Below are 20,846 nucleotides of genomic sequence, written 5' to 3' on the forward strand. Positions count from 1 at the left end.
ATGGTGATGTTCAAGAATCCGGCTGAACCAGAAGAGATCCGCCTGTCGCGCTTGCGCGTCAGCTATCTCGATTGGCCCGGCAAAGCGCCGCCGATCGTCCTCCTGCACCCCAACCGGACTAATGCACGGGTGTGGGATTTCCTGGTGGATGCAAGCACTTTGCCGAATCGCTTCATCGCCCCCGATGCCCGCGGGCATGGGATCAGCGACTATCCCGAACGCGGCTATGAACTACCCGAATACGTTCACGACCTCGTTGAATTTCTCGACGCTTTGCAAATTTCCAAGGTTGTTCTGGTCGGGGCGGCAACCGGTGGGAACATCGCCCTACTCGTCGCCTCCCAGCACCCCGGTCGCGTTTCGGGACTGGTCGTCGCGGACCCCGGCCTTTCGCTCGACAAGAAGATCAGCGCCGACGTCAAGGACGAGATCGTCAAGAACCATCGCTTTCCCAGTTTCGAGGCCGCAAAGGCGGCGATGCCGTTCAGCCGTTTTTGGTCCCAGGACATGAAGGATCATTACGCCGAACACAGCTTCAAGAGACTCGAGGGCGGCGAAGTTGAATGGCGCTACTATCCGCAAGGGGCGCAATACACCGAGGGTCTGCTCGAAGAAGACATGTGGGACGATATCGCCGTCACCTGTCCGACTTTGATGATGCGGGGCGCCGAGTCCCACGTTTTCCCTCGGCATAATATGGACCGGCTTCAGTCGATGATCCCGGGGTCCGAAGCCCACGATGTCCCTGGCTGTGACCATCGCATCAGCCAAGACCAACCCGAACTGATGGCCAAGCTCGTCGATTCCTTCGTGCGACGGCGGATCGCGGCGGGTTAGCCCGCGAGAAAATCGCGGATCGTCACCGCGCGGTCCACCCAGGCGGTCGGTGCGACGGTGTGCGCGGCCTGAGAGATCGCGCGGGCGGCATGTTCGCTGAAGCGGGCAAAAGGATCGTTCTCTGCGGCGCACACGAGCGTGGGGCAGTCGATGTCCGCGAAGCGTTTGCCAAGATTGTCGGCGAACAATGTCGCGTAGGTGCCGGCGTAATTGCCATGCTGTTTCAGGATACCGATAAGCCGCAGCGTCAATCGGTCGGGGTCCATCTCCGGCGCGACATACCGCACGCTTTCAAGACCTTCGTTGTACCAGGGCCAATACAGTTGCTCGTTGCGCAGCGCATGCCAAAGCCGCAGGAGATGTCCGCCGTCGCTTTGTAATTCGATCGGTGGCGCGTAGCGCGGAGCCAAGGCGTTGCGAACGTCCGGCGGTAGGGCGATAGGCGCGTCGAGGATCAACCGGCGTACCCTGGCGCGCTTCGATCCGGCGAGCGCGGCTGCAATCGATGCCCCGCCGCCGTGGCCATAGAGGTCGAACGTCCCAATGCCCAAACTGTCGAGGACCGCGGCGGCTGCCTCTGCTTGGGCGTCGACCGGTAGGATATCGGGGCAATCCGAATCGCCGTTGCCCGGCGGATCGAGGGCGATCACCCGGCGGCTGCCGGCCAGCCCGAGCATTAGCGCTTCGTAGTCCTGGCTGGCGCCCGGAATATGCGGCAGCAGGACCAGCGGCGCCGCCGTGCCAGCCGCGCCGGTTTCACGCATCAGCACCTCGCCCCGCGCCCAGGGCACGAAGCGCCGGGAAATGCGGCCTGCGACCGGCGCGGTCTCGGGAGGTGCCGGGGCAGTGCCGCCAGGCGGGTGCGCCGCGACGATCTCGGCATAGCGCGTTGCCGCGTCGCGGTCGTTCGCCGGTAAGGTTTCCTGCCAACATCCTTCCGGCAGGTCGCCGAGCAACTTAAGTGACTCGATCAGTGAATCTTCGGCTCGTCCGGCAAAGCATGTCGGAACCCGCAAGCCCTGCACCGCCTCGATCTCCGGGTAGCGGAACACCGCAGCGTAGCCCTTGGCATAGCCGCGCCCGGCGATGAACCCCGCCAGCGTAATGCGATGGGTCATCTCTATGTTGCGCCCGCCGGCCGCTGCGCGGGTTGCTTTGCGCCGGTCGTACCAGGGCCAGTAGAGGCTCATTTCGCGGTAGCGCAGAAAGAACTCCACCAGGTGCAGGCCGGTCCATACCGGGGTCCATGGCGGCAAATATTCGCGCAGCATATTGGCGCGCTCGTGGTCGGGCCACGCCGGATATCCGTCAAACAACGCGACCGACACGCGCTCGGGGTAACGCCGTGCGAACTCGAGGGCAACCGTCGCGCCGGTGTGCGACCCGAATAGGGCGCACCGTTCGATACCGAGTGCGGTCAGAGTTTCCGCAAGCGCCTCCGCATAGTCGCCGATTTCCGGGGCGTCGATGGCCAACGGGTCCGACAGTCCATACCCCGGCGTATCGGGCGCAATGGCGGCATAGTCCTGTCCGAAACGCTCGATGAACGCCGTCAGTGCCCAGGACGAACTGGGACTGGCGTGCAGCAACACCACCGGGGCGCCGTTCCCCGCTCTACGGTAGTGGACCTGCCGCGTGCCGACGGTGACGAAGTGCCGCGAGATCGTCATCGGCCGCCAGCAAGAAATCCGTCGACGGCGGCGGCAATGGCGTCGTTGTGGAAATCGACCATTTGGTATTCACCGTCTGGCACCATCGCTGCCGCCTCGGGCGCGAAGCGATGGAACGGGTCGTCTTCGATCGACGCGACCAGGGTCCGTACCGGGATCATCTGGATACGGTCGCGCACCGGATAGTCGAACACCGCCTGCCAAACTTTGTGGTAGTTGCGGTAATGCTTGAGGATGCCGGTGATCTTGCGCGACAGCAATTTGGCGTCGATCTCAGGTTCGATGATGCGAATCGCTTCGATCGATTCATTGTACCAGGGCCAAAACAGTTGTTCGTTGCGCAGCGCGAACCACAGACTGATCAGGTGAGACCCGTCCGCCTTGGGCTTGATGGGTGGCGCGTAGTGGGGGGCCAGCGCAAGGCGAACCTCGTCGGGCATCGCCAACGGTGCGAACAACAGCAGGTTGTCGACCCGGGGACGGTTGTTCAGCGTGAACTCAATGGCGACCGACGCCCCGCCCTGGTGGCCCAACAGGTCGACCTTGTCCAAGCCAAGTTTATCCAAAGCCTGCACCAAGACGCCGGCATAGCCCGCGATCGAGGGGGCCGCGGCCCAATCGTCCGAATCGCCGTTACCGGGCAGATCCAACGCGATAACGCGGCGGCCGCGTTTGGCCAGTTCCAGCATGAAGCCCGCATCCAGCGTTACGTCGCCCGGCAATTGAGGGAGCAGAACCATTGGCGGCCCGTCGGCGGGACCGGCGGCACTTACCGCAACCTGCCCGAAATCGAAGTCGAGATAGCGACGTTCGAGTTTGCCTGGGACCGGGGCAGGGGTGGGCGGTGGCGGCGCGGCGGCGGGTGCAGGTTGGGTCTCTAGAATGTCCCGGTAGCGTAGCGCGGCTTGGTGTACATCGCGGGGCAACTCCTCGGTCCACGATCCCTCGGCCTTGCGGGCTTCGATCAGCGGAAACCCCTTGATCAGCGAATCGCCGGTCCGCGCGCCAAAACATGTCGGTACCGTGAGCTTGCCGATGGGCTCGAGCCCCGCGTAGCGAAACACCGCCGAATACCCGACGTTGTAGTCCTCGCCGGTGATAAGGCGGGGTAGGACCATGTCCTGCATCAGATCGGCCGGCGGCGGTGCGGCGGTGCGTGACCGCGTGGCGCGGGTCCAGCGGAACGTTGGCGAATAGATGAACTGCTCGCGGAACTTGTGCCAGGTGTACAGCAGGTGCGAGGCGTCCCACTTGGGTTCGTACGGTGGAAGGTAGTACTTCGTCATATCCGCGCGGTAGGCGTCTTCATAGGCGGGGTAGCCGTCGATGACGAAGATCGATACCCGTTCGGGATAGCGCACCGCGAATTCCATCGCGATCGAGGCCCCTGTGTGCGAGCCCCACAGGCCGCAACGCTCGATCCCCAGTGCGTCCAACGTATCCTTTAGCGCCTCGGCGAAATCCGGTATCTCCGGCTTTTCCATGTCGAGCAGGTCGGAGTGACCATAACCCGGCGAATCCAAGGCGATCGCGGTAAAGCGTTCGGCGAACACCCGGGTGTACGGGTCCAACGCCCGGGCCCAGCTTGGCGAGGCGTGCAGCATCACGACAGGAGGGCCAGAGCCCGCGCGCCGGTAATGCACCCGCCGAGTGCCGACGGTAAGAAAGTGACTGCGGATCGTTGTATCGCCCATGCTGGCCTCCCCATGTGTCGGCCCCATCATAGGGCCCCGGGCCGATCCCTGCGCGCCGAACTACGCCGATGACCGCCAGTCGTGCTAACAAAGGGCAGGGAGGTAGCGTCCATGAATAGAACCGGCCCGCTGGAACGCGCATCGATTTTCGTCCGCGATACCGACCGCGCCCTCGGTTTCTACCGCGACATCCTGCGTATGGACGTGGTCGAGACCCGCGATCTTGGCGGACCGGTCATCGCCAGCATGGTGGGCATGGACGACTGCAAGATCCGGGTGACCTATTTGACGGCTGAAAACAGCGTCCGGGCACGGATCGGTCTGTTTGAAATCTACGACCCGCGCCCACCCGAGCTGCCGCGCCCGCCCACGGCCTCGCTCAACGCCGGACAGCCGGTTCTGGTTTTCGACAGCCCGTTCATCAGCGACATCCACCGCGAATTGAAGGCGGCCGGCTACACCTTTCTGCTCGAACCCCAAAACCTCGCCGACGGCGAGGGCGGGCACTACAACGAAATGATTGTGTTCGATCCGGACGGTGTCGCTGTCGACATCCTGCGCTACACGCCGCCGCCGGGCGCCGACATTGTGGACGCCGCGAACCGGACCCACGGCGAAATGCCGGGCGGCAACAACCGCACTTCGCCGGTCATGCGTGTCTCGATCCTGGTCCGCGATACCGCCCGTTCGCTCGCCATCTACCGCGATATTCTCGGCATGACGGTGGCCGACGAACGCACCTTCGGCGGACCCGAGATCGGCAACGCCATCGGCCTTGGCGACTGCGAACTTCGGGCGACCTACCTGACGGCGGAGGACAGTGGCGTCGGCCTGGTCGGCCTCATGGAGGTTGTGCGGGGGCAACGGCCGGAACTGCCGCGGCTCCAGCCGCGCATCCACCGCGGCCAGCCCGCACTGGTTTTCTCAACGAACGAGAACCGCGCCATTTTCGCCGACCTCAAAGAAGCCGGCACGACGTTCATTTGCCAGCCCGTCGACTTCACCAGCCCGCGCGGCACCTACATCGAAACGATCTTTCAGGACCCCGACGGCATCCCGGTCAGTCTGATTCAGTTTTCGCCGGCGGGTTAGTCTCCGACCGAGGGGAGGCGTTCCAGGGCGGCGATCTTACAGGGGCGTCGCGTCGGTCACTACGTACCGCGTCAACTGGCGCTCGCCTATGCCAAAGTCGGCGCCGGCGGCGCGCCATGCCTTCATGTGGGGCGAGGCGAAGTGGGCGGCCAACGCGTCCGCGTCGTCCCAGGATTCGGCGACGTGGATCAGGCCGGGGTCGAGGATGTCCTGCGCGTAGCTGTAGGAGCGGCACCCTGCTTCGGCGCGCGATGCCTTCAGCATCTTCTCCATATGCGGTCGCGCGGCGTCGAGGTTCTCCGGAGGTACCCGCACGGTCCCGGCGATCAGGATCATGGTTCTTTAGGCGGTGGCGGTTCGTCGGGGTCGGCCGCAAGCCCCTCCACGCGTTCGCGCAGCACAAAGAACACGCGGTCGATAAAAGCTTGGCTTTCGGCGTCCAGCTTGGCGCGTTGCGCCGGGGTGAACGTGAAGCCGTCGATTTCCTTGGCGGTGAAAACCTTCTTCTTCACGGCCAGAGCGTCGTAGGCCGCCAAACGTTCCTTCACCACCCAAAGTTCCTGCGCCAGCGCCATGGTGATCGAGACCAACTCGTCGACACCCTCGGCCGAGAAGAACTGCTCCTTTTTTCCGCGAACGCTGTAACGCAGCGGCTTTTTTTCTGCCGCGCCCGATGGGCTCATTTCCAGGCCCCGAAGCAATACCAATGGATGCCCGCGGCAAAGCGCCCGGTCTGATCGTCGGCTTTGCCGGTCTGCTTCTTGACCGAGTCCTTAACCGCTTTCTCCCCGTATTGACCGAGGCTAGGGATAATGAACTGCACGAACTTGTCCTTGGCGAAGCCGGCACCCTGCGACACCGCTTCGGGGTCCATGTCGCGGAACGGCTTATAGTAGGGCTCTTTGTTGTAGTAGCTGTCCCAATCCAAATAGAAGCTGTCGTAAGCGCCCAGCATTTTGTTGGGCGGGAGTTCCATGTGCAGCATCAGTCCGCCGGGCTTGAGCAGCCGGTGGGCTTCCTTGAAGACCTTTTTGATCCCCTTCTTGGGAACCTCATGCAGGAACATCGAGGAAAAGATCAAGTCGAAGCTGCCATCCTCGAACGTCGTTTTCTCGGCATTTTGCTGATGGAAATGCACCGGAACGCCGGCGGACTGGGCGCGGGCGTGGCCGTAACGTACCGCGGGGGCGCTGACATCGACGGCGTGTACTTCTGCCTTCGGATAGATCTTCGCCCACGGCACCGTGTTGTGCCCGATGGTGCAGCCCATATCCAGGATGCGGAGCGGTGCGAACTTCGGATACTTGTTCTTGATGAATAGCGCGATCGAACTGCCGATGTCGTCGAGGTTGTCGCCGAAGAACCCCATCGAGAAAACGGAAATACCGTTGTCGTAGACCGCGCCTTGGGTCACGTCGTCGGGGCCGTACTCGGTATCGTAGTTGCCGGGCATCCGGTGCACATCGATGGCCGAAACGCTACGCGGCACCTCGAACTTGGGGTCGGTGCTGAGCGTCCCCGCCGCCTTCTTCGAGCGGCTGAGCGATTTTGCCTTGGCGTTCAACGTGTCTTGGCTGCGTTCCACAGTGGGCAGAATCGAGCGGAACACCATTTCCTGGGCGTTGCACCGCATCGACGAATAGAACTTGAAGGTCGTGTCCTTCTTGAGTGCGCGATGAACCTCGACGCCGTCCCGCGGGGCCCGCTTGTTCTTGCGTTCGAACTTCGGCGCGACGTCGGTCTCGTAAACCGTGCGCATGCCGTTTGCCAGGTCGTGCAGCACATACAGCCGCATGCTCGACATAAAGGCTTGCCGGGCGGCCTCCTCCGGGGTCGGGTCGATCTTCAGACCGTGGTGCACATATTTTGTCATGTTGCATCTCCTCGCAGGCAAACCGGATCGTCGCTCGTTTCAGTATGGGGATTCACACCGGCCTTGAAAAGGAGGCCGGCAGCCGACAGCGTGTCACAATTGGTAATGGCGCCGCCGATTCGTCTAGGAACCGGCGATCTTCCCAATCCGACGATTGACCAGCGGCATCACCTCGTGAGCCAGAAGCTCCATCGAGCGAAACCATCCCGTCCGTGCCTCGACGTCGGCATAGTCGAAGCCGATCTGCAACAGCACACCAAAGCCGCCGGTCAACTCGTATTGCTCCACGATTTGGTCCGCGACGCGGTCCGGTGCACCCACGAACCAGGTTCCGTGGTCCACCAAATAAGCCGCATCCACTGCGGCGTCCGGCGGTGCGCCCTTGCGGCGGAACATGTCGGCGATGCCCAGCCGCTCGGCGATGACGCTGAAATAGCGATTCCAGAACCGACCGGCGAACCCGTCGACAACGGCGCGGCGCGCCGCCGCGTCGGTGTCTGCCACATAGATCTCGCGGATTTGCCGCCAGTTGCGCCGTGATGGGGTGCGCCCGCTGCGCGCCGCGCCCTCTTCGATCGACGGCCAGTGGACCGAGACATGCTCGGGCGCCACGTTGAAGCTCATCGGGATGTAGCCTTTTTCGCCGGCAATCATCAGCGACCCAGACTTCGGCATGAACCCTGCGAAAGCGATGCGCGGTTCGGGCGGCGCGAAAGGTTTGAGATGCCAGTAATAATTGTCGGAGTAGCGCGGGCGGCGGGTCGACCAGAACTGGCCATCGAAATCGCCCGGACCGTCCGGCGACCAAGCCTGCAAGATGATCTCAAGTGCTTCGCGCGAACGGGCGCCGTTCTCGCCCTTGGCGAAATCCAGTCCGTAGAGTTGCCCGTCGGTGACGGTCCCGCCTGCACCGAAGCCGAACATCAAGCGTCCACGGGCCATGTGATCGAGTTGAATCAGTTCGGCGGCGAGGCGCAACGGATGCTGCTGATAGAGGACTTCGACGCCGGTTCCCAGCCGGATGTTTTTCGTCCGCGCGATCGATGCGGCGATGATCTGTTGGGGCGACGGCAACGGTTCCCAGGGGGTGGTGATGTGCTGCCCAACCCATGCTTCGGCGTAACCCAACGCATCGGCGCGTTGGATAACCTCGGTATTCCAGTCGATGACGTCCGCCAGCGGTCGCGACGGATCGCTTGCCGGCATGAGAAAGAGACCAAGTTCCATACCCCACCCTAAACCAGCCGCCCCCAGAACGGGAGGCGGCGTGCCGTGGTTCAGCGGGGGAGGTGTCCGGGCCGGATCCTGCTGGGCTGCGTGCGGGCGTTTCGGTTGGGTTGTTCGAATCCGTCCGCCGCCATGGCTTGTAACCGCTCGATCCGGTTTGCTGTCGAAGGATGGGTGGAGAACAGGCTATCGCGTTTGTGGGCGTGCAAAGGATTGACGATGAACAAGTGCGCGGTGGCGGGATTGTTTTCTGCCGGGACGTTGTCGATCCGCTGCGCCCCGGTCGAAATCTTATCTAGCGCTGTCGCAAGCCACAGGGGATTGCCGGCGATTGCCGCACCGACCCGATCGGCTTCGTACTCGCGGCTGCGGCTGATCGCCATTTGTACGACCATCGCGGCGAGCGGTGCCAGAATCATTATGGCGATGGTGCCGACCAGTCCAAGGGGACTGTCACGCCGCCCACCGAAAAACAGGGCAAAATTCGCCAACATACTGATCGCGCCGGCAAGTGTGGCGGTGATCGTCATGATCAGGGTGTCGCGACTTTTTACATGGGCCAATTCGTGCCCGATCACCCCGGCGAGTTCCGCATCGTCCAGCCGCTGCATCAAGCCCGTTGTCACTGCAACTGCGGCGTGTTCGGGGCTGCGCCCGGTGGCGAACGCATTGGGCTGCGCGTTGTCCATGATATAGACGCGAGGCATCGGTAGGTCGCCGCGCTCGGCTAGCCTGGCGACCATGTCATAGAGTTTAGGCTGGGTGTCGCGGGTAACCTCGCGCGCACCGTATTGACGCAGCACGATCGCACCCGAGTTCCAGTAGGCGAAGGCGTTCATGCCCATTGCCAGGACGAAGGCGATCAAGAGGCCGCCTTGTCCGCCGATTAGAAATCCGGCCGCCAGAAACAACCCGGTCATCCCGGCGAGGAGTAACGCCGTTTTTGCGTATCCGCTCATGCTAGTCGCCTGTTCATCGTGGTTCTTGTCGGCCAGACCCACCAAGAAATGGGAAGGTCGTTTGGCGTTTCAAGCGTCGGGCATTGGGAATCGCGGCGCGGGCGCGCCGGCTTCGTGGGCTTGCATCCGGTGCCGACTGACCATAGGGAAGGGGGGCGCGCCTGGAGGCGCCCCGTTTCCGCGAGGCTAACGATGAGCACCGGTCGACCGCGTTTCAACATCTGGCTTAACGTCTTCATTCTGCTTGGCATTGTCGCCGTGGCCGTCGTGCAAGCCCGCGGGGTTCTGCCCGAGGACAACGTCGTGGTGACCGGCATCGCCTACTTTGCCGGCGGTGCCATCGGCGCGCTCGTCTATGCGGGGCTTAGCGACCTGCGCGACCGCTTGGTCTCGCGTGGCAAGTAGCCGCTAACTTTCCAGGAACTCCCGGACGACAGCGGCGATGTCGGCGGTGCGGGTATCGAGCATGCCATGGCCAAATCCCGGCAGGTCGTGGACCCGGCCCTTCTGGATCAAATCCGCCGCCCGCTTGGATTGCTCATAGAGATCGTCTTCTGGATTGAGCACCAGCACCGGACAATTGACCTGTTTGAGCCGCTTTGCCATCGGGTAGTTGAAGGCCGCCCGGTGGCCCCATGAATAGGCCGGGCCCCAGCGCAGGGTCTCGTTGAAGGCCTCGGCATAGTTCGTGATGGGCTGATCCGGCCCTAGCCACGGCCAAAAGAACTGCCAACGCTCGACGTTGTGCATACCGTCTTCGCCGAACGTGACGGGCGTGTAGCGCGCGCGAAAGTCGGCGAGCTCTTCGTCGCTGAACAGGGGCGCAGAGTACATGACGATGTGCTTCACCATCTTGCCCATCTTGTGCCAAAGCTCGGTCGCAACTTCGCTGCCGGTGTGAAAACCGAACAGGTCGACCTCATCGAAGCCCTGTTTCATGATGAAATCGGTCATGACATCGGCGAAGTCGGCGATCTCGACCGGCTCGGGCGGCGGCTCGCTCTCACCGAAACCCGGCGTATCGGGCGCCAGCACGATGCGATCCGACCCGATCGACTTCATGAAATTCACATAGGCCCTACCCGACCGCGGACTGGCATGCAGGCAGATCAGGGGACGCGCGGTTTGCTCGGCTTCGGGCGGGCGGATGCTGCGATAGTGCAGTTGGCCCCACCGACTATCGGCAAAGGCGCGGCGCACGAATGTCGCGCTGGTCGCGGGCGAAGCGATAGTTCTTTTGCCCGCCCCATCCGGATTCACAACCGTCTCCTCGACATCGTCGCTGTCCAAGAAGTCGCGCGCGATCTGCGCGATTTCGTCGGGATGCAGGTCCAACATGCCGTGGCCGAACTTTTCCTTGGGTAGCTCGAGGATGCGTCCGTTTTGCATCAACGGCGCGGCCCGTCGCGTCTGTTCGACGAGGTCGTCCTCGGTGTTGAGAACGAGGATCGGCTGGCTCACCTCCCGCAGCGCCTTGCCGAAGGGGTAGTTGAAGGCCGCAGCGTGGCCCCATTCGTATTTCTCCCCGGCGCGCAGCGACTCCGACAGTTCGCGTTGAATCAGGTCGGGGCCGACGCCCGGTCCGCGCCAATGCCAATGCATGTCCCAGCGCGTCTTTAGGTGCGCGCCCTCGGGCGACAGCGGGACGCCCTTGTACTCGGCGCGAAACGTCTCGAGTTCGTCGTCGGTAAAGACAGGCGCGGAAATCAGGATCAATTTGCGGACTTGGTCGGGCCGCTGGCGCGCGAGTTCGACCGCCACCTCCGAACCCGTGTGCATGCCCATCGCATCGACCTTCGCGATCCCGAGCGAATCGAGCAGCTCGCCCATGCAAGCCGCGAAATCGCCGATTTCTTTCGGGGCTGGGGGCGGGGTGCTTTCGCCAAAGCCAATCGAATCGGGTGCGATCGCAACCCGGTCCACGCCCATCCGTTGCAGGAATTGGCCGTACATCCGGCCCGACCCAGGACTCAGATGAAAACAGATCAGTGGTACTTGGGTCGGGGTCGCGGGACGGGCAATGCGGTAGTGAATTTGGCCAAACCGGCCGTCGGCGAAAGCGCGCCGCACGCCTTCCGGCGTTCGCCAATAAATCATCGAATCATCGGTCATGGCGCTACACCGACCGCGCGTCGAGGAAGTCGCGCAGCATCGCGGCGACCTCGGTCGTCATGGTGTCGATAAAGCCATGCCCACGGTCCTTGATCTCGACCATTCGCCCGTTTTGCATCAGCGGCAACCCGCGCGGCGTTTGTTCGACTAGGTCGTCGTTCGGGTTGATCACAAGAATAGGCTGGGTCACTTTCGGCAGCGTCTTGCGTAAATCGTAGTTAAACGCGGCACGATGGCCCCAATGGGCGATCGGCCCGCCGCGCAATCCTTCCGCAAAGTTCCGGGCCAAAACCTCCCTAGGCACCTTGGGGCCGTAGAAGGGCAGCATGTGCGTCCACTTGGCGACCAAGTGCGCGCCGTCGTCGCTGATCGGGCGGCCGGCGTAGTTCTTGCGCAAATGGTCGAGTTCCTCGTCGGTGAACACTGGGCACGAGATCTGGACGATTCGGCGCACCAAGTCGGGCCGTTGCAGCGCGAGTTCGATGCAGGTTTCCGAACCGGTATGGTAGCCCATCACGTCGATCTGCTTGAGCCCGAGCGTATCGGCGACATGCGCAGCGGTGCGGGCGTAGTCGGCGATCTCGGGCGGGGCGGCGGGCGGATCGGACTCGCCGAACCCCGGCATGTCCGGGGCGAGCGCCGTGCGGTCGCGCCCCATTGCCTCTAGGATTGCCTCATAAATTCGGCCCGAATTCGGGCTCATGTGCAGGCACATCAACGGCGTGTGCGCGCTCGTCGGCGGCGCCGCGATGCGGTAGTGGACCTGACCGTGGGGGCCGTCCATGAACCCGCGCCGCAGCGGACGTGCGATTGCGGCCGGCGGGGGCGGTGTCGGGCGCGCCTTGGTCGCGCCGTTATCGTCGGCGGGCCCATCGAGGAAGTCGCGCACCACTTTGGCAACCTCGGCGGTGTGTACATCGAGCATCCCGTGCGAATAATCCGGTAACTCGTGCACGCGGCCGTTCTGAACATAGTCCGTCGCGCGCAGGGTCGGCTCGCGCAGGTCGTCGTTCGGGCACAACACCAAGATCGGTTGCTTCACGTTGGGCAGGTTGTCGGCGTGCTGCAATCGGAACGCAGCATGGTGTCCCCACCATGCTTTGTTGCCGCCGCGCAGCGCCTCGGTGACCTCGCGGTGGACGAAGATCGTCGGGGCCGCCTTGTCCTTCCAGCGGAAGTGCCCATCCCATTTGCGTTGCAGATGGCTGCCGTCCTCGGTGGTTTCGTCGGCGGCGGGCGTGCCCATCGTCCGGTACTGAACCTCCAGCTCCTCGGCGGAGTAGATCGGCGCGGAGACCAAAACGATGCGGCGGATTTGCTTGGGCCGTTGCTGGGCGATTTCGACGCAGGTCCGCGATCCCGTGTGATACCCCATGACATCGACTTGGTCGAAACCGAGTTCGTCGATCAACTCGCCCATTGCCGCAGCGTAATCGGCGATTTCGGGCGGGTTTTGCGGCGGGTCGGATTCGCCGAAGCCGGGCGTGTCGGGCGCCACCGCGACCCTGTCCTTGGCCATTTCGGCGAGCCACAGCGCATAGACCCGGCCCGAATTGGGACTGAGATGGAAGCAAATCAGCGGCGTCTTGTCGCTGCCGCCCGCGGGCCGCGCGATCCGATAATGGATCTGTCCGAATCGGCCGTCGGCATAGGCGCGTTGGACGCCGGCCGGTGTGCGCCAAAAGCGCATCTCTGCCGCAATCGTGGATTCGGACATGCCCTGTCTCCCCTTTGCGCCTATTTGGCCCGAACGATTGGCCGTCGCGCAAGACTAAGCCGTTCGGGCGGCACGAAACCCGCAGAATTGCTGGAATTGTCGAAGGACTAGTTGTCTTCGACGCTTTGGAAGCTGATCCCTTCGAAGGCGTCTTCCATGTCAGATGCCCCCGCGATCTCCTCTTGCGGAAACATCAGGCCGGCCGCTTCAAAGCCGCCATCGACGTTGAGCACGTGTCCGGTCGTGTAGGCCGCATCGTCGCAGGCGAGGAACAACGCTGCGGACCCAATTGCCTCGAGCGACCCATAGCGCCGCATCGGGATGCGGCTCAGGTAACCTTCAACCGTTCCCGGGCTATGGTTGGTGATCGCCGTTTCCACCGGGCCCGGTGCAATCGCGTTGACCCGGATGTTCTTCTCGGCGAATTCGACCGCCATGATTTTCGTCAGTTGGATAATCCCCGCCTTCGATACACCATAGGCGCTGCGCCCCGTCGCGCCGCGTTGGCCTGAAATCGAGGCGATATTGACGATCGCGCCGCCACCGGCCTGTTCCATCATCGGCACGGCGGCCTTGGAGCACAGAAACGTCCCGGTCAGATTGGTGCGCAGTACTTGCTCCCATTCCATCAACGACTGATCCATCACCAGACGGTTCGGCGCGATCCCGGCGTTGTTGATCAGAATGTCGAGTCTGCCGAAACGTTCCTGCGTCTTAGCGAACGCTTCAGTTACGGACTCAGGATTGCCGATGTCCGCGAACATGCCCAAGGCCTCGACGCCGGTGCCGCGGATTTCCTCGGCCGATTCCTCGACGATATCGGCGAGCAGATCGCACACGACGATTGACGCGCCCTCGCGCGCCATTGCCAACGCCGCTGCGCGGCCCAACCCGCGCGCGCCGCCGGTTACCAACGCCGTTTTACCCGACAACTTCATGCCAAACCTCAGATTGATGCACTCAACTACTTGCGCTACTTTGAAAAGTATTGCCGAAGAATTACCCGAATGAACGCGGGTTGCGAGAAAAAAAACGCTAGCCGGGGACGCGACGATGGATTGGACGACGTTCTTTATCTTTCTGCACATCTTGTTGATGGCCTTTTGGCTGGGTGCCGACATGGGCACCTACTACGCGGCAATCTTGATCCTCAATCGCGACTACACCCCGCCGCAGCGCGCCGTGTTGGCTCGGATTCTCCAAGGTGTCGACATCTTCCCGCGCCTGGCGATGACCCTCATGGTCCCGACGGGCATGACCATTGCCCATAACAACGGTTGGGCACCCATCGGGATGCCCTGGCTTGTTCTCATATGGGTTGTCGGCATCGCTTGGGGCTGGATGGTGTGGAACGTCCACCGGCCGACCGCGCCAGCCTGGGGCAAGAAACTGCAGCGCGTCGAGGACATCTGGAACTATGTACTGCTCGCCGTTGTCGTCCTGGCGCTCATCGTCTCGTTCAGTGCTGGCGATCTGTTCCCGGAGAACTGGCTGCGCCTGAAGGTCGCCCTCTACGGGTTGACGATCGTGATCTTGATCGTCGTCAACTTCATGTTCAAACCGTTCGGACCGGCCTTTGGCCGCCTTCTCACCGAAGGCTCAACACCTGAGGTCGAAGACACGATCGCGACTCTCATCAACCGCGGCAAGCCGTGGATTTGGTCGATTTGGGCAATCGTTGTCGTCAACACCGCACTGGGGCTGTTCCAGCCGGGCTTCTAGCGCGCCTTACGCAACGGGCGCGACCAACGGGCCGAGCAGCGTCCAAGGCCGGCTCGACACCACATCGGTCTTCAAGGTCACCGTACGGTTGCCCGCGGTCGATGGGTCGACGGTTGCCAGCGTCAGCCCCGGCGCGTTTTCGGCCAGCGTCACATTGGGATAGTTGATATCGCCGTTGAACGGCCGCGACCATTCGGTCCACAAGGTGAAATCCTTGTCGGGCGCGGCGATCATCGCGACTCCGGCCGCGCTGGCGTGGCTTCCGGCCACCACCGTGAGGCGGTTCTCGGCGGCGCGTTCGGCGATCCCGAACTCGTTCTCCCAGCGCTCGACGATTGCGGTCGGCGCGGCGACAACCTCGACGTCTTGCAAGGCGGCAAGGCGAAACGTTTCGGGATAGATCGTGTCGCCGCCGGTCGCGATGGCCATTCGGCCCCAGGGCAAATCCACCGTCGCAATCCCGTCGCCCAGAGAGTCCGCCCACGGATGACGACCGCACCCGTGCAACTGGGGCTGGCGCAGCACGATTCCGTCCGCGCCGATGGCGACGCCGGTATGGCGAAAACGGGCCCCTTCGCGTTCGACGATGCTGGTCACGACAACGGTCGTACGCCCGGCAAGGGCGCCTTGGATCGCCGCCACTGTCGCTTCGGCCTGCACCGCTGCCGCCACAGGTTCGACCGCTCCGTCCGCAACATCGACAAGCTCGGGTAGGACGAGGAGGCCAACCGCCGGATCGAGGTCGCCGATCGCCGTCAGCACTTCTGCCAGCGCGGCGGCGCCGGTTGCCGCCGGTTGATAGACCCCGACCTGGAGAGTGTCGCTCTTCGCGCGGTAGCTGCGCGCCGCGGGTGCTTCGGCGATCGGGCCATAAAGATCGGGCCGCCGGTTGCGAAACACGTGAGTGCCGTCCGGGCGCAGCTTGAGGTCGGCGTCGCCGACCTCAATATCGGCAACGACGACCGCTTCGCCGGATTCGGGCGCCCGTGCCAACACCGTGCCATCGGGTGCAACGATTTGGCTCTCGCCGGCACCGTTCAACCGTTCCGGCGCTATCTTCAGCTTTGCCGCAACGCCGTCGGCCATCCCTGGCGGCACCAGCGGCCCCACTTTGTTGGCTGCCACGACGAAGGTCCGGTTCTCTGCCGCGCGCACCGGGATATGCAGCGTCGCTTCGTCGTTAGCGAAGGAGTTGAGCGTGTTACACATGATCTGTGCGCCACGCAGGGCTACGCATCGCGGCGTTTCGTTCATCACCCCGTCCATGCACGAAAACATGCCGATCTTGCCGATTGCGGTCTCGGTGATCGGGCCGAGTTCGGTGGCGCGTTCCAGCCAGTTGTTTTCGCCGCCCATCAGAACCTGCTTGTCGGAGTCCGCAAGCCGTGTTCCCTCGGGGCCGAACAAAATATTGGTGCTGGTCACGCCGTTGTTGCGTCGGCGCACCGTGCAATTGATGACGATGAAGCACCGGTGTTGTTTTGCCTTGGCCGCAATTGCGGCAGTGAAAGGCCCATCCAACGGCACCGCAACCGCGTAGCAATGTTCGTTGTCGTCGTACCACGAGCAATGGTTGACGAATTCCGGCAATACCATCAGGTCCGGTTGGTGGGTTGCGGCCTCGTCGATCATCCGCAGGCAGGTGGCGAGATTGGCCTCGACATCGATGCCGGCACCCAGTTGGACGGCGGCCACACGAACGGTGTTCTTCATTATTTCCTCAACGCTGCGGAGCGGGACTGTCGCCCTCAGGGGCGACCCATGATGCACTCAAAAGGTCGGTTTTCGCGGCGAAAGCCAAGTCCGCCGGGGTCGCCCGCCCACGTCGCGAACCCGCGGGCTGCGGTAGGTTGCCTGGGAAGCCGGTATAATTGGCGGAAAACAAGGATTCTTCCCACCCCTCACACCGCGATTGCGGTCGGAAAAGACCCTGCCGAATACGCATTCTTACGGATTTCAAGTACTCCACTACCGATTATTATCCGGAAGCTTTTTTAGTGCCCCCTTCCGGGGCGTGTTTTGGTCGATTGTTGAGGATCTACAATGAAATTGAATGTCATTCCCGCGGTTGCCGCGGCAGCTGTTTGCGCCACGGTGTTGAGCGCTACCGCGCAAGCCCAAAGCGAGAGCGAGCGTATTAAGGCGCTCGAGGCAATGATCCAAAAGCAACAGGCCCAGATCGAGACGCAGCAAAAACTGCTCGAGGAAATGCATACGGCGCTCAAGTCCGTCCAGGAAAGCGGCCAGGGCGAGGGCACTGGGCGCAATCGTGTGGTTCTCTCGCGCGACGACAAAGTCAAGTTGTCGATCGAGGGCCAGGTCAACCGGGCGATGCTGTACTACAACGACGGTAACAAGAGCGCTGTCCGGCACGTTGATAACGGCGCCTCGTCCACGCGATTGGCGTTCAAAGGCAGCGCGCAGGCGACCGACGATCTCTCGCTTGGCGCCACCATCGAAGTGCAGTTCGAATCCAACTCGACCGGCACCGTCAATCAGGCCGACAACACCGCCGTCGGCACCGATAGCTTTACGCAGCGCAAGCTCGAGATCTACGCTTCCAGCGAACGCTTTGGCACCATCGCGATGGGCCAGGGCGATACCGCCACCGACGGGATGAGCGAATCCGATCTTTCAGGAACGGACCTCGTCGGCTATGCCGCTGTCGCCGACGCGGGCGGCGGTCTGTCATTCGCGACGTCGCGTACAGGCGCCATTACCGGCAACCCGACTGTCGGCGGGGTCTTCGACAACCTCAACGGCCTCGGTCGCGACGACCGGTTGCTTTACGAGACGCCGAACTTCCGCGGCTTGACGCTCGCCACTTCGGTGATCGACGGCGGTGAATGGGACGTCGCGGCAAGCTACGGTGCGAGCTACGACAGCCTTACCGTCAACGCCAAGCTCGGCTACGCCAACCAGTCCGGGACCCAGACCTTCCCCGAGACCATCCTCGGCGGCTCTCTCGCCGTGCTCCACAAGAGCGGGTTCAACTTCGCCGCCGGGACAGGCAAGGGCGACGACAGCGACTCGACCCGCGACGCGCAATCCTTCGCCTATGGCAAGGTCGGCTACATCGCGCAAGATCTGTTCCGCTTCGGCGCTGCGCACTTCTCGGTCGATTACGGCCGCTACGACAACGCTGCTGCCAATAACGACGAAGGTACGGCGATGGGCTTCCAGTTTGTGCAGTCGTTGGACGACTTCGGGACCGAACTCTATGCCGGTTACCGGCGCTACGAGCTCGATCGCCCTGGTTCGTCCTTTGACGACATCGACGTCGTCCTCGCCGGTGCGCGTGTGAAGTTCTAATGGCCTACGCTCGGACCCTTCTTGCGGCGATTTTCGTCATTGCGACACTTGCTGCGTGCGGCACACCGACGCCGCGCCATGTCGTCGGCGAAATCCCGCCCGGGCCCGGCTTGCTGACCGGGGACAAGGGCGAGTTCGTCGTCCACAAAAGGTAGTCGTTCAATAGGGCAATCGAGGCCCGTGAGGAAAAGCCGGAGACGGCGCGGCTCAAGCCGAGGAGTTACCGATGAAAGCGTTCGATTCGATCCGCAACAAACTGATCGCCATGCTGTTCTTGTTCGGCGTAGTCCCTGCACTTTTTGTTTTCTTCGAATCGACCGCGATCGATAAAGCCTTTCGATCCTCCGTCGAGGAAGGGTTCTCGATCTACGCCGAGAACTTCATCGATGTGATCGACCGCAACCTGTTCGAACGCTACGGCGACGTTCAAGCCTTCACCAAAAACGAAGCCGCCCATCTCGAAGAGAACTGGAGCTACCATACCGACGACAATCCGCTTGTCGCCGCGATGAACGATTACACGGCGCTCTACGGGATTTACCAGCTGATGATCATGGTCGACCTCGACGGGAAGGTCATTGCCGCCAACTCCAAGAATCTTCGCGGCGAGCCGCTCGATGTCGAGTTTCTCTATGGCAAGAATTATTCGCAGACCCCTTGGTTCCAAAACGCTAAGGCCGGTAACTACCTTGAAGGCACCAACGGTCTGACGGGAACGGTTGTCGAGCAGCCGGCGTACCACGAAGAGGTCGCGCGCGTTTATGGCGGCGACGGATACTCGATGATCTTCGCCACGCGCGTGATCGACCCGAAGGGTCGGCATCTTGGCTATTGGGCGAACTTCGCCGACTGGGGCTTGGTCGAGGACATCGCCAAGCAACAGTACGCCTCGCTCGCTGAGCGCGGGTTCGAGGGCGCGGAACTAACGTTGTTGGACCCCGACGGGGTCGTCATTGTCGATTACGATCCTTCGACCAGCGGATCTCGCGACTACACGCGCAACCGCGATGTGATCGGTAAGCTCAACTTGGCGACTGCGGGCGTCTCTGCAGCCCAGGCTGGCGTTCGCGGCGAAAGCGGGGCGATGGTCGTCACGCACGCGCGCAAGCAGATCGATCAGGTCGCCGGTTTTGCCCATACCCACGGGGCTTACGATTATCCGGGCACCGGTTGGACCGCCTTGGTGCGCGCACCGGTGAGCGAAGCCTATCCGGCCATCGATTCGACCCGCCGCCTCATGATCATTCTTCAGATCATCGCCGCGCTGGTCATCCTCGTGGCTGGCTGGTTCATCGGTTCGCGGTTCGCCCGACCGGCGGTCCGGCTGACCGGGGCGATGGGCGTCCTCGCGGGCGGCGACCATCAGGTCGAAGTTCCCGAAACCGATCGGCGCGACGAATACGGCGCGATGGCGAAGGCGGTCCAGGTGTTCAAGGACAACGCGATCGAAAACGCCCGCCTCCAAAGCGAGGTCGAGGACGCGCGCGCCCGCGATGAAGCGGCACGGGCGGCGCGCCAAGCTGAACAGGAGGCGGTCGTCTCCAATCTTGCCGCGGGCCTCGCGTCGCTCGTGCGCGGCGATCTGACCCACCGGATTGCAGCGGACTTCCCGGGCGATTACGCCAAACTTAAGGAAGACTTCAACGCGACGGCCGACCGCCTTAGCGAAATCGTCGGCGACATCCGCGCCGCGGCGGATCAGATCGGCAATGCCGCCGGTGAAATCTCCCAAGGCACCGACGATTTGGCCGGCCGGACCGAACAGCAAGCCGCCAATATCGAGGAAACCGCGGCGGCGATGGAGGAGATGACCTCGACCGTCCAGAAGAACGCCGAGAACGCCAGTGCATCGACGAAATTGGTGGGCGATACGCGCGGCGGAGCGGAATCGGGCGGCGAAATCGTGCGCGAGGCGGTGACGGCCATGAGCGCGATCGAAACCTCCTCGAAGGAAATCGGCGAGATCGTCAACGTCATCGACGACATCGCTTTCCAGACCAATCTGCTCGCGCTCAACGCCGCCGTCGAGGCGGCCCGGGCCGGCGATGCCGGCAAGGGCTTTGCCGTGGTCGCGTCCGAAGTGCGGTCCCTGGCGCAACGCTCCAGTGAAGCGGCCAAGGAAATCAAGGCGCTCATCGACAAGAGCAACAACCAAGTCACCTCGGGTGTTCGCCTCGTCAATCAAACTGGCGATGCGCTCGCCGGGATCATCGAGGGCGTCCAAAAGGTCTCCGCGATCGTCACCGAAATCGCCCAGGCGAGCAGCGAACAGGCCACCGGCTTGGTCGAAGTGAATTCAGCGATCGGGCAGATGGACGAAATGACGCAGCAGAATGCGGCCATGGTCGAAGAAAACACCGCCGCCGCGCGCTCGCTTGCAGGCGAAGCGTCTCAGCTTGTGCAACTGATTTCGTTCTTCAAGGTCAACCAGGCTGCGGCGGCGCCGCAAAAGGCCTTGGCTGCGCCGCCCAAGAAAGCGGCGCTACCCAAGTCGCCGGCCGCGCCCGCGGCGAAGCCTAGCCAAAAGCCCGCGGCGAAACCGGCCGCGAAGCCAAAGCCCGCGGCCCCGGCACGGGCGGCCATCGCCGACGATAGCCACGACGACTGGGCGGAGTTCTAGATCGCGTTGCT

Annotated in this window: 18 protein-coding genes; 7 read left to right on the forward strand and 11 right to left on the reverse strand. The window is 62.8% G+C overall.

What is annotated here, in order from left to right; all coding sequences use genetic code 11:
• Positions 1-837 (forward strand): alpha/beta hydrolase, encoded by an 837-nt coding sequence (locus RID42_08665; protein ID MEQ8247743.1) that lies wholly within the window; start codon positions 1-3, stop codon positions 835-837.
• Here RID42_08665 and RID42_08670 read toward each other — a convergent pair.
• Both RID42_08670 and RID42_08675 read right to left on the reverse strand, forming a co-directional pair.
• Complete coding sequence (locus tag RID42_08670) at positions 834-2,507, reverse strand: alpha/beta fold hydrolase (protein ID MEQ8247744.1); 1,674 nt, start codon at positions 2,505-2,507, stop codon at positions 834-836. The two genes, RID42_08665 and RID42_08670, sit on opposite strands and share 4 nt — an antisense overlap.
• Entirely contained in the window at positions 2,504-4,201 is a 1,698-nt protein-coding gene (locus tag RID42_08675; GenBank protein ID MEQ8247745.1) for an alpha/beta fold hydrolase, read from the reverse strand. The genes RID42_08670 and RID42_08675 overlap by 4 nt, the downstream gene beginning before the upstream one ends.
• Before the next feature lie 111 nt (positions 4,202-4,312).
• On the opposite strand from RID42_08675, the gene RID42_08680 reads away from it, so the two are divergent.
• Positions 4,313-5,293: a VOC family protein gene (locus RID42_08680; protein ID MEQ8247746.1), complete on the forward strand. Its 981-nt coding sequence runs from the start codon at positions 4,313-4,315 to the stop codon at positions 5,291-5,293.
• 36 nt (positions 5,294-5,329) lie between these two features.
• Here RID42_08680 and RID42_08685 read toward each other — a convergent pair whose 3' ends face one another.
• From RID42_08685 to htpX, 5 genes are all read right to left on the reverse strand, one after another.
• Complete coding sequence (locus tag RID42_08685; GenBank protein ID MEQ8247747.1) at positions 5,330-5,629, reverse strand: putative quinol monooxygenase; 300 nt, start codon at positions 5,627-5,629, stop codon at positions 5,330-5,332.
• Entirely contained in the window at positions 5,626-5,976 is a 351-nt protein-coding gene (locus RID42_08690; GenBank protein ID MEQ8247748.1) for a hypothetical protein, read from the reverse strand. The genes RID42_08685 and RID42_08690 overlap by 4 nt, the downstream gene beginning before the upstream one ends.
• Positions 5,973-7,166, reverse strand: coding sequence for a class I SAM-dependent methyltransferase (locus RID42_08695; GenBank protein MEQ8247749.1), 1,194 nt, complete (start codon positions 7,164-7,166; stop codon positions 5,973-5,975). Before RID42_08695 ends, RID42_08690 begins: the two co-directional genes overlap by 4 nt.
• A gap of 123 nt (positions 7,167-7,289) precedes the next feature.
• Entirely contained in the window at positions 7,290-8,393 is a 1,104-nt protein-coding gene (locus RID42_08700; protein MEQ8247750.1) for an LLM class flavin-dependent oxidoreductase, read from the reverse strand.
• Between the two features lie 50 nt (positions 8,394-8,443).
• Positions 8,444-9,352, reverse strand: coding sequence for a zinc metalloprotease HtpX (gene htpX / locus RID42_08705; GenBank protein MEQ8247751.1), 909 nt, complete (start codon positions 9,350-9,352; stop codon positions 8,444-8,446).
• 192 nt (positions 9,353-9,544) lie between these two features.
• On the opposite strand from htpX, the gene RID42_08710 reads away from it, so the two are divergent.
• Complete coding sequence (locus RID42_08710) at positions 9,545-9,757, forward strand: hypothetical protein (GenBank protein ID MEQ8247752.1); 213 nt, start codon at positions 9,545-9,547, stop codon at positions 9,755-9,757.
• Positions 9,758-9,760: 3 nt separating this feature from the next.
• On the opposite strand, the gene RID42_08715 is transcribed toward RID42_08710, so the two are convergent.
• From RID42_08715 to RID42_08725, 3 genes are all read right to left on the reverse strand, one after another.
• Positions 9,761-11,464, reverse strand: coding sequence for an alpha/beta hydrolase (locus RID42_08715; GenBank protein ID MEQ8247753.1), 1,704 nt, complete (start codon positions 11,462-11,464; stop codon positions 9,761-9,763).
• Between the two features lie 4 nt (positions 11,465-11,468).
• A complete protein-coding gene (locus RID42_08720; protein ID MEQ8247754.1) occupies positions 11,469-13,181 on the reverse strand; it encodes an alpha/beta hydrolase in 1,713 nt (570 codons plus the stop codon).
• Positions 13,182-13,288: 107 nt separating this feature from the next.
• Entirely contained in the window at positions 13,289-14,119 is an 831-nt protein-coding gene (locus RID42_08725; GenBank protein MEQ8247755.1) for an SDR family NAD(P)-dependent oxidoreductase, read from the reverse strand.
• A 115-nt stretch (positions 14,120-14,234) separates the two neighbouring features.
• On the opposite strand from RID42_08725, the gene RID42_08730 reads away from it, so the two are divergent.
• Positions 14,235-14,903: a hypothetical protein gene (locus RID42_08730; protein ID MEQ8247756.1), complete on the forward strand. Its 669-nt coding sequence runs from the start codon at positions 14,235-14,237 to the stop codon at positions 14,901-14,903.
• A gap of 6 nt (positions 14,904-14,909) precedes the next feature.
• Here RID42_08730 and RID42_08735 read toward each other — a convergent pair whose 3' ends face one another.
• Positions 14,910-16,616, reverse strand: a complete 1,707-nt coding sequence (locus tag RID42_08735) for a carbon-nitrogen hydrolase family protein (GenBank protein ID MEQ8247757.1) — start codon at positions 16,614-16,616, stop codon at positions 14,910-14,912.
• A gap of 330 nt (positions 16,617-16,946) precedes the next feature.
• On the opposite strand from RID42_08735, the gene RID42_08740 reads away from it, so the two are divergent.
• The 3 genes from RID42_08740 to RID42_08750 all read left to right on the forward strand — a co-directional run bounded on the left by RID42_08740 (position 16,947) and on the right by RID42_08750 (position 20,835).
• Positions 16,947-18,215 (forward strand): hypothetical protein, encoded by a 1,269-nt coding sequence (locus RID42_08740; GenBank protein MEQ8247758.1) that lies wholly within the window; start codon positions 16,947-16,949, stop codon positions 18,213-18,215.
• Positions 18,215-18,370, forward strand: coding sequence for a hypothetical protein (locus RID42_08745; protein ID MEQ8247759.1), 156 nt, complete (start codon positions 18,215-18,217; stop codon positions 18,368-18,370). The genes RID42_08740 and RID42_08745 overlap by 1 nt, the downstream gene beginning before the upstream one ends.
• 71 nt (positions 18,371-18,441) lie before the next feature.
• Complete coding sequence (locus tag RID42_08750) at positions 18,442-20,835, forward strand: methyl-accepting chemotaxis protein (GenBank protein ID MEQ8247760.1); 2,394 nt, start codon at positions 18,442-18,444, stop codon at positions 20,833-20,835.
• Positions 20,836-20,846: the final 11 nt, after the last annotated feature.

The organism is Alphaproteobacteria bacterium (assembly GCA_040216735.1).
Classification (GTDB): domain Bacteria; phylum Pseudomonadota; class Alphaproteobacteria; order SHVP01; family SHVP01; genus CALJDF01.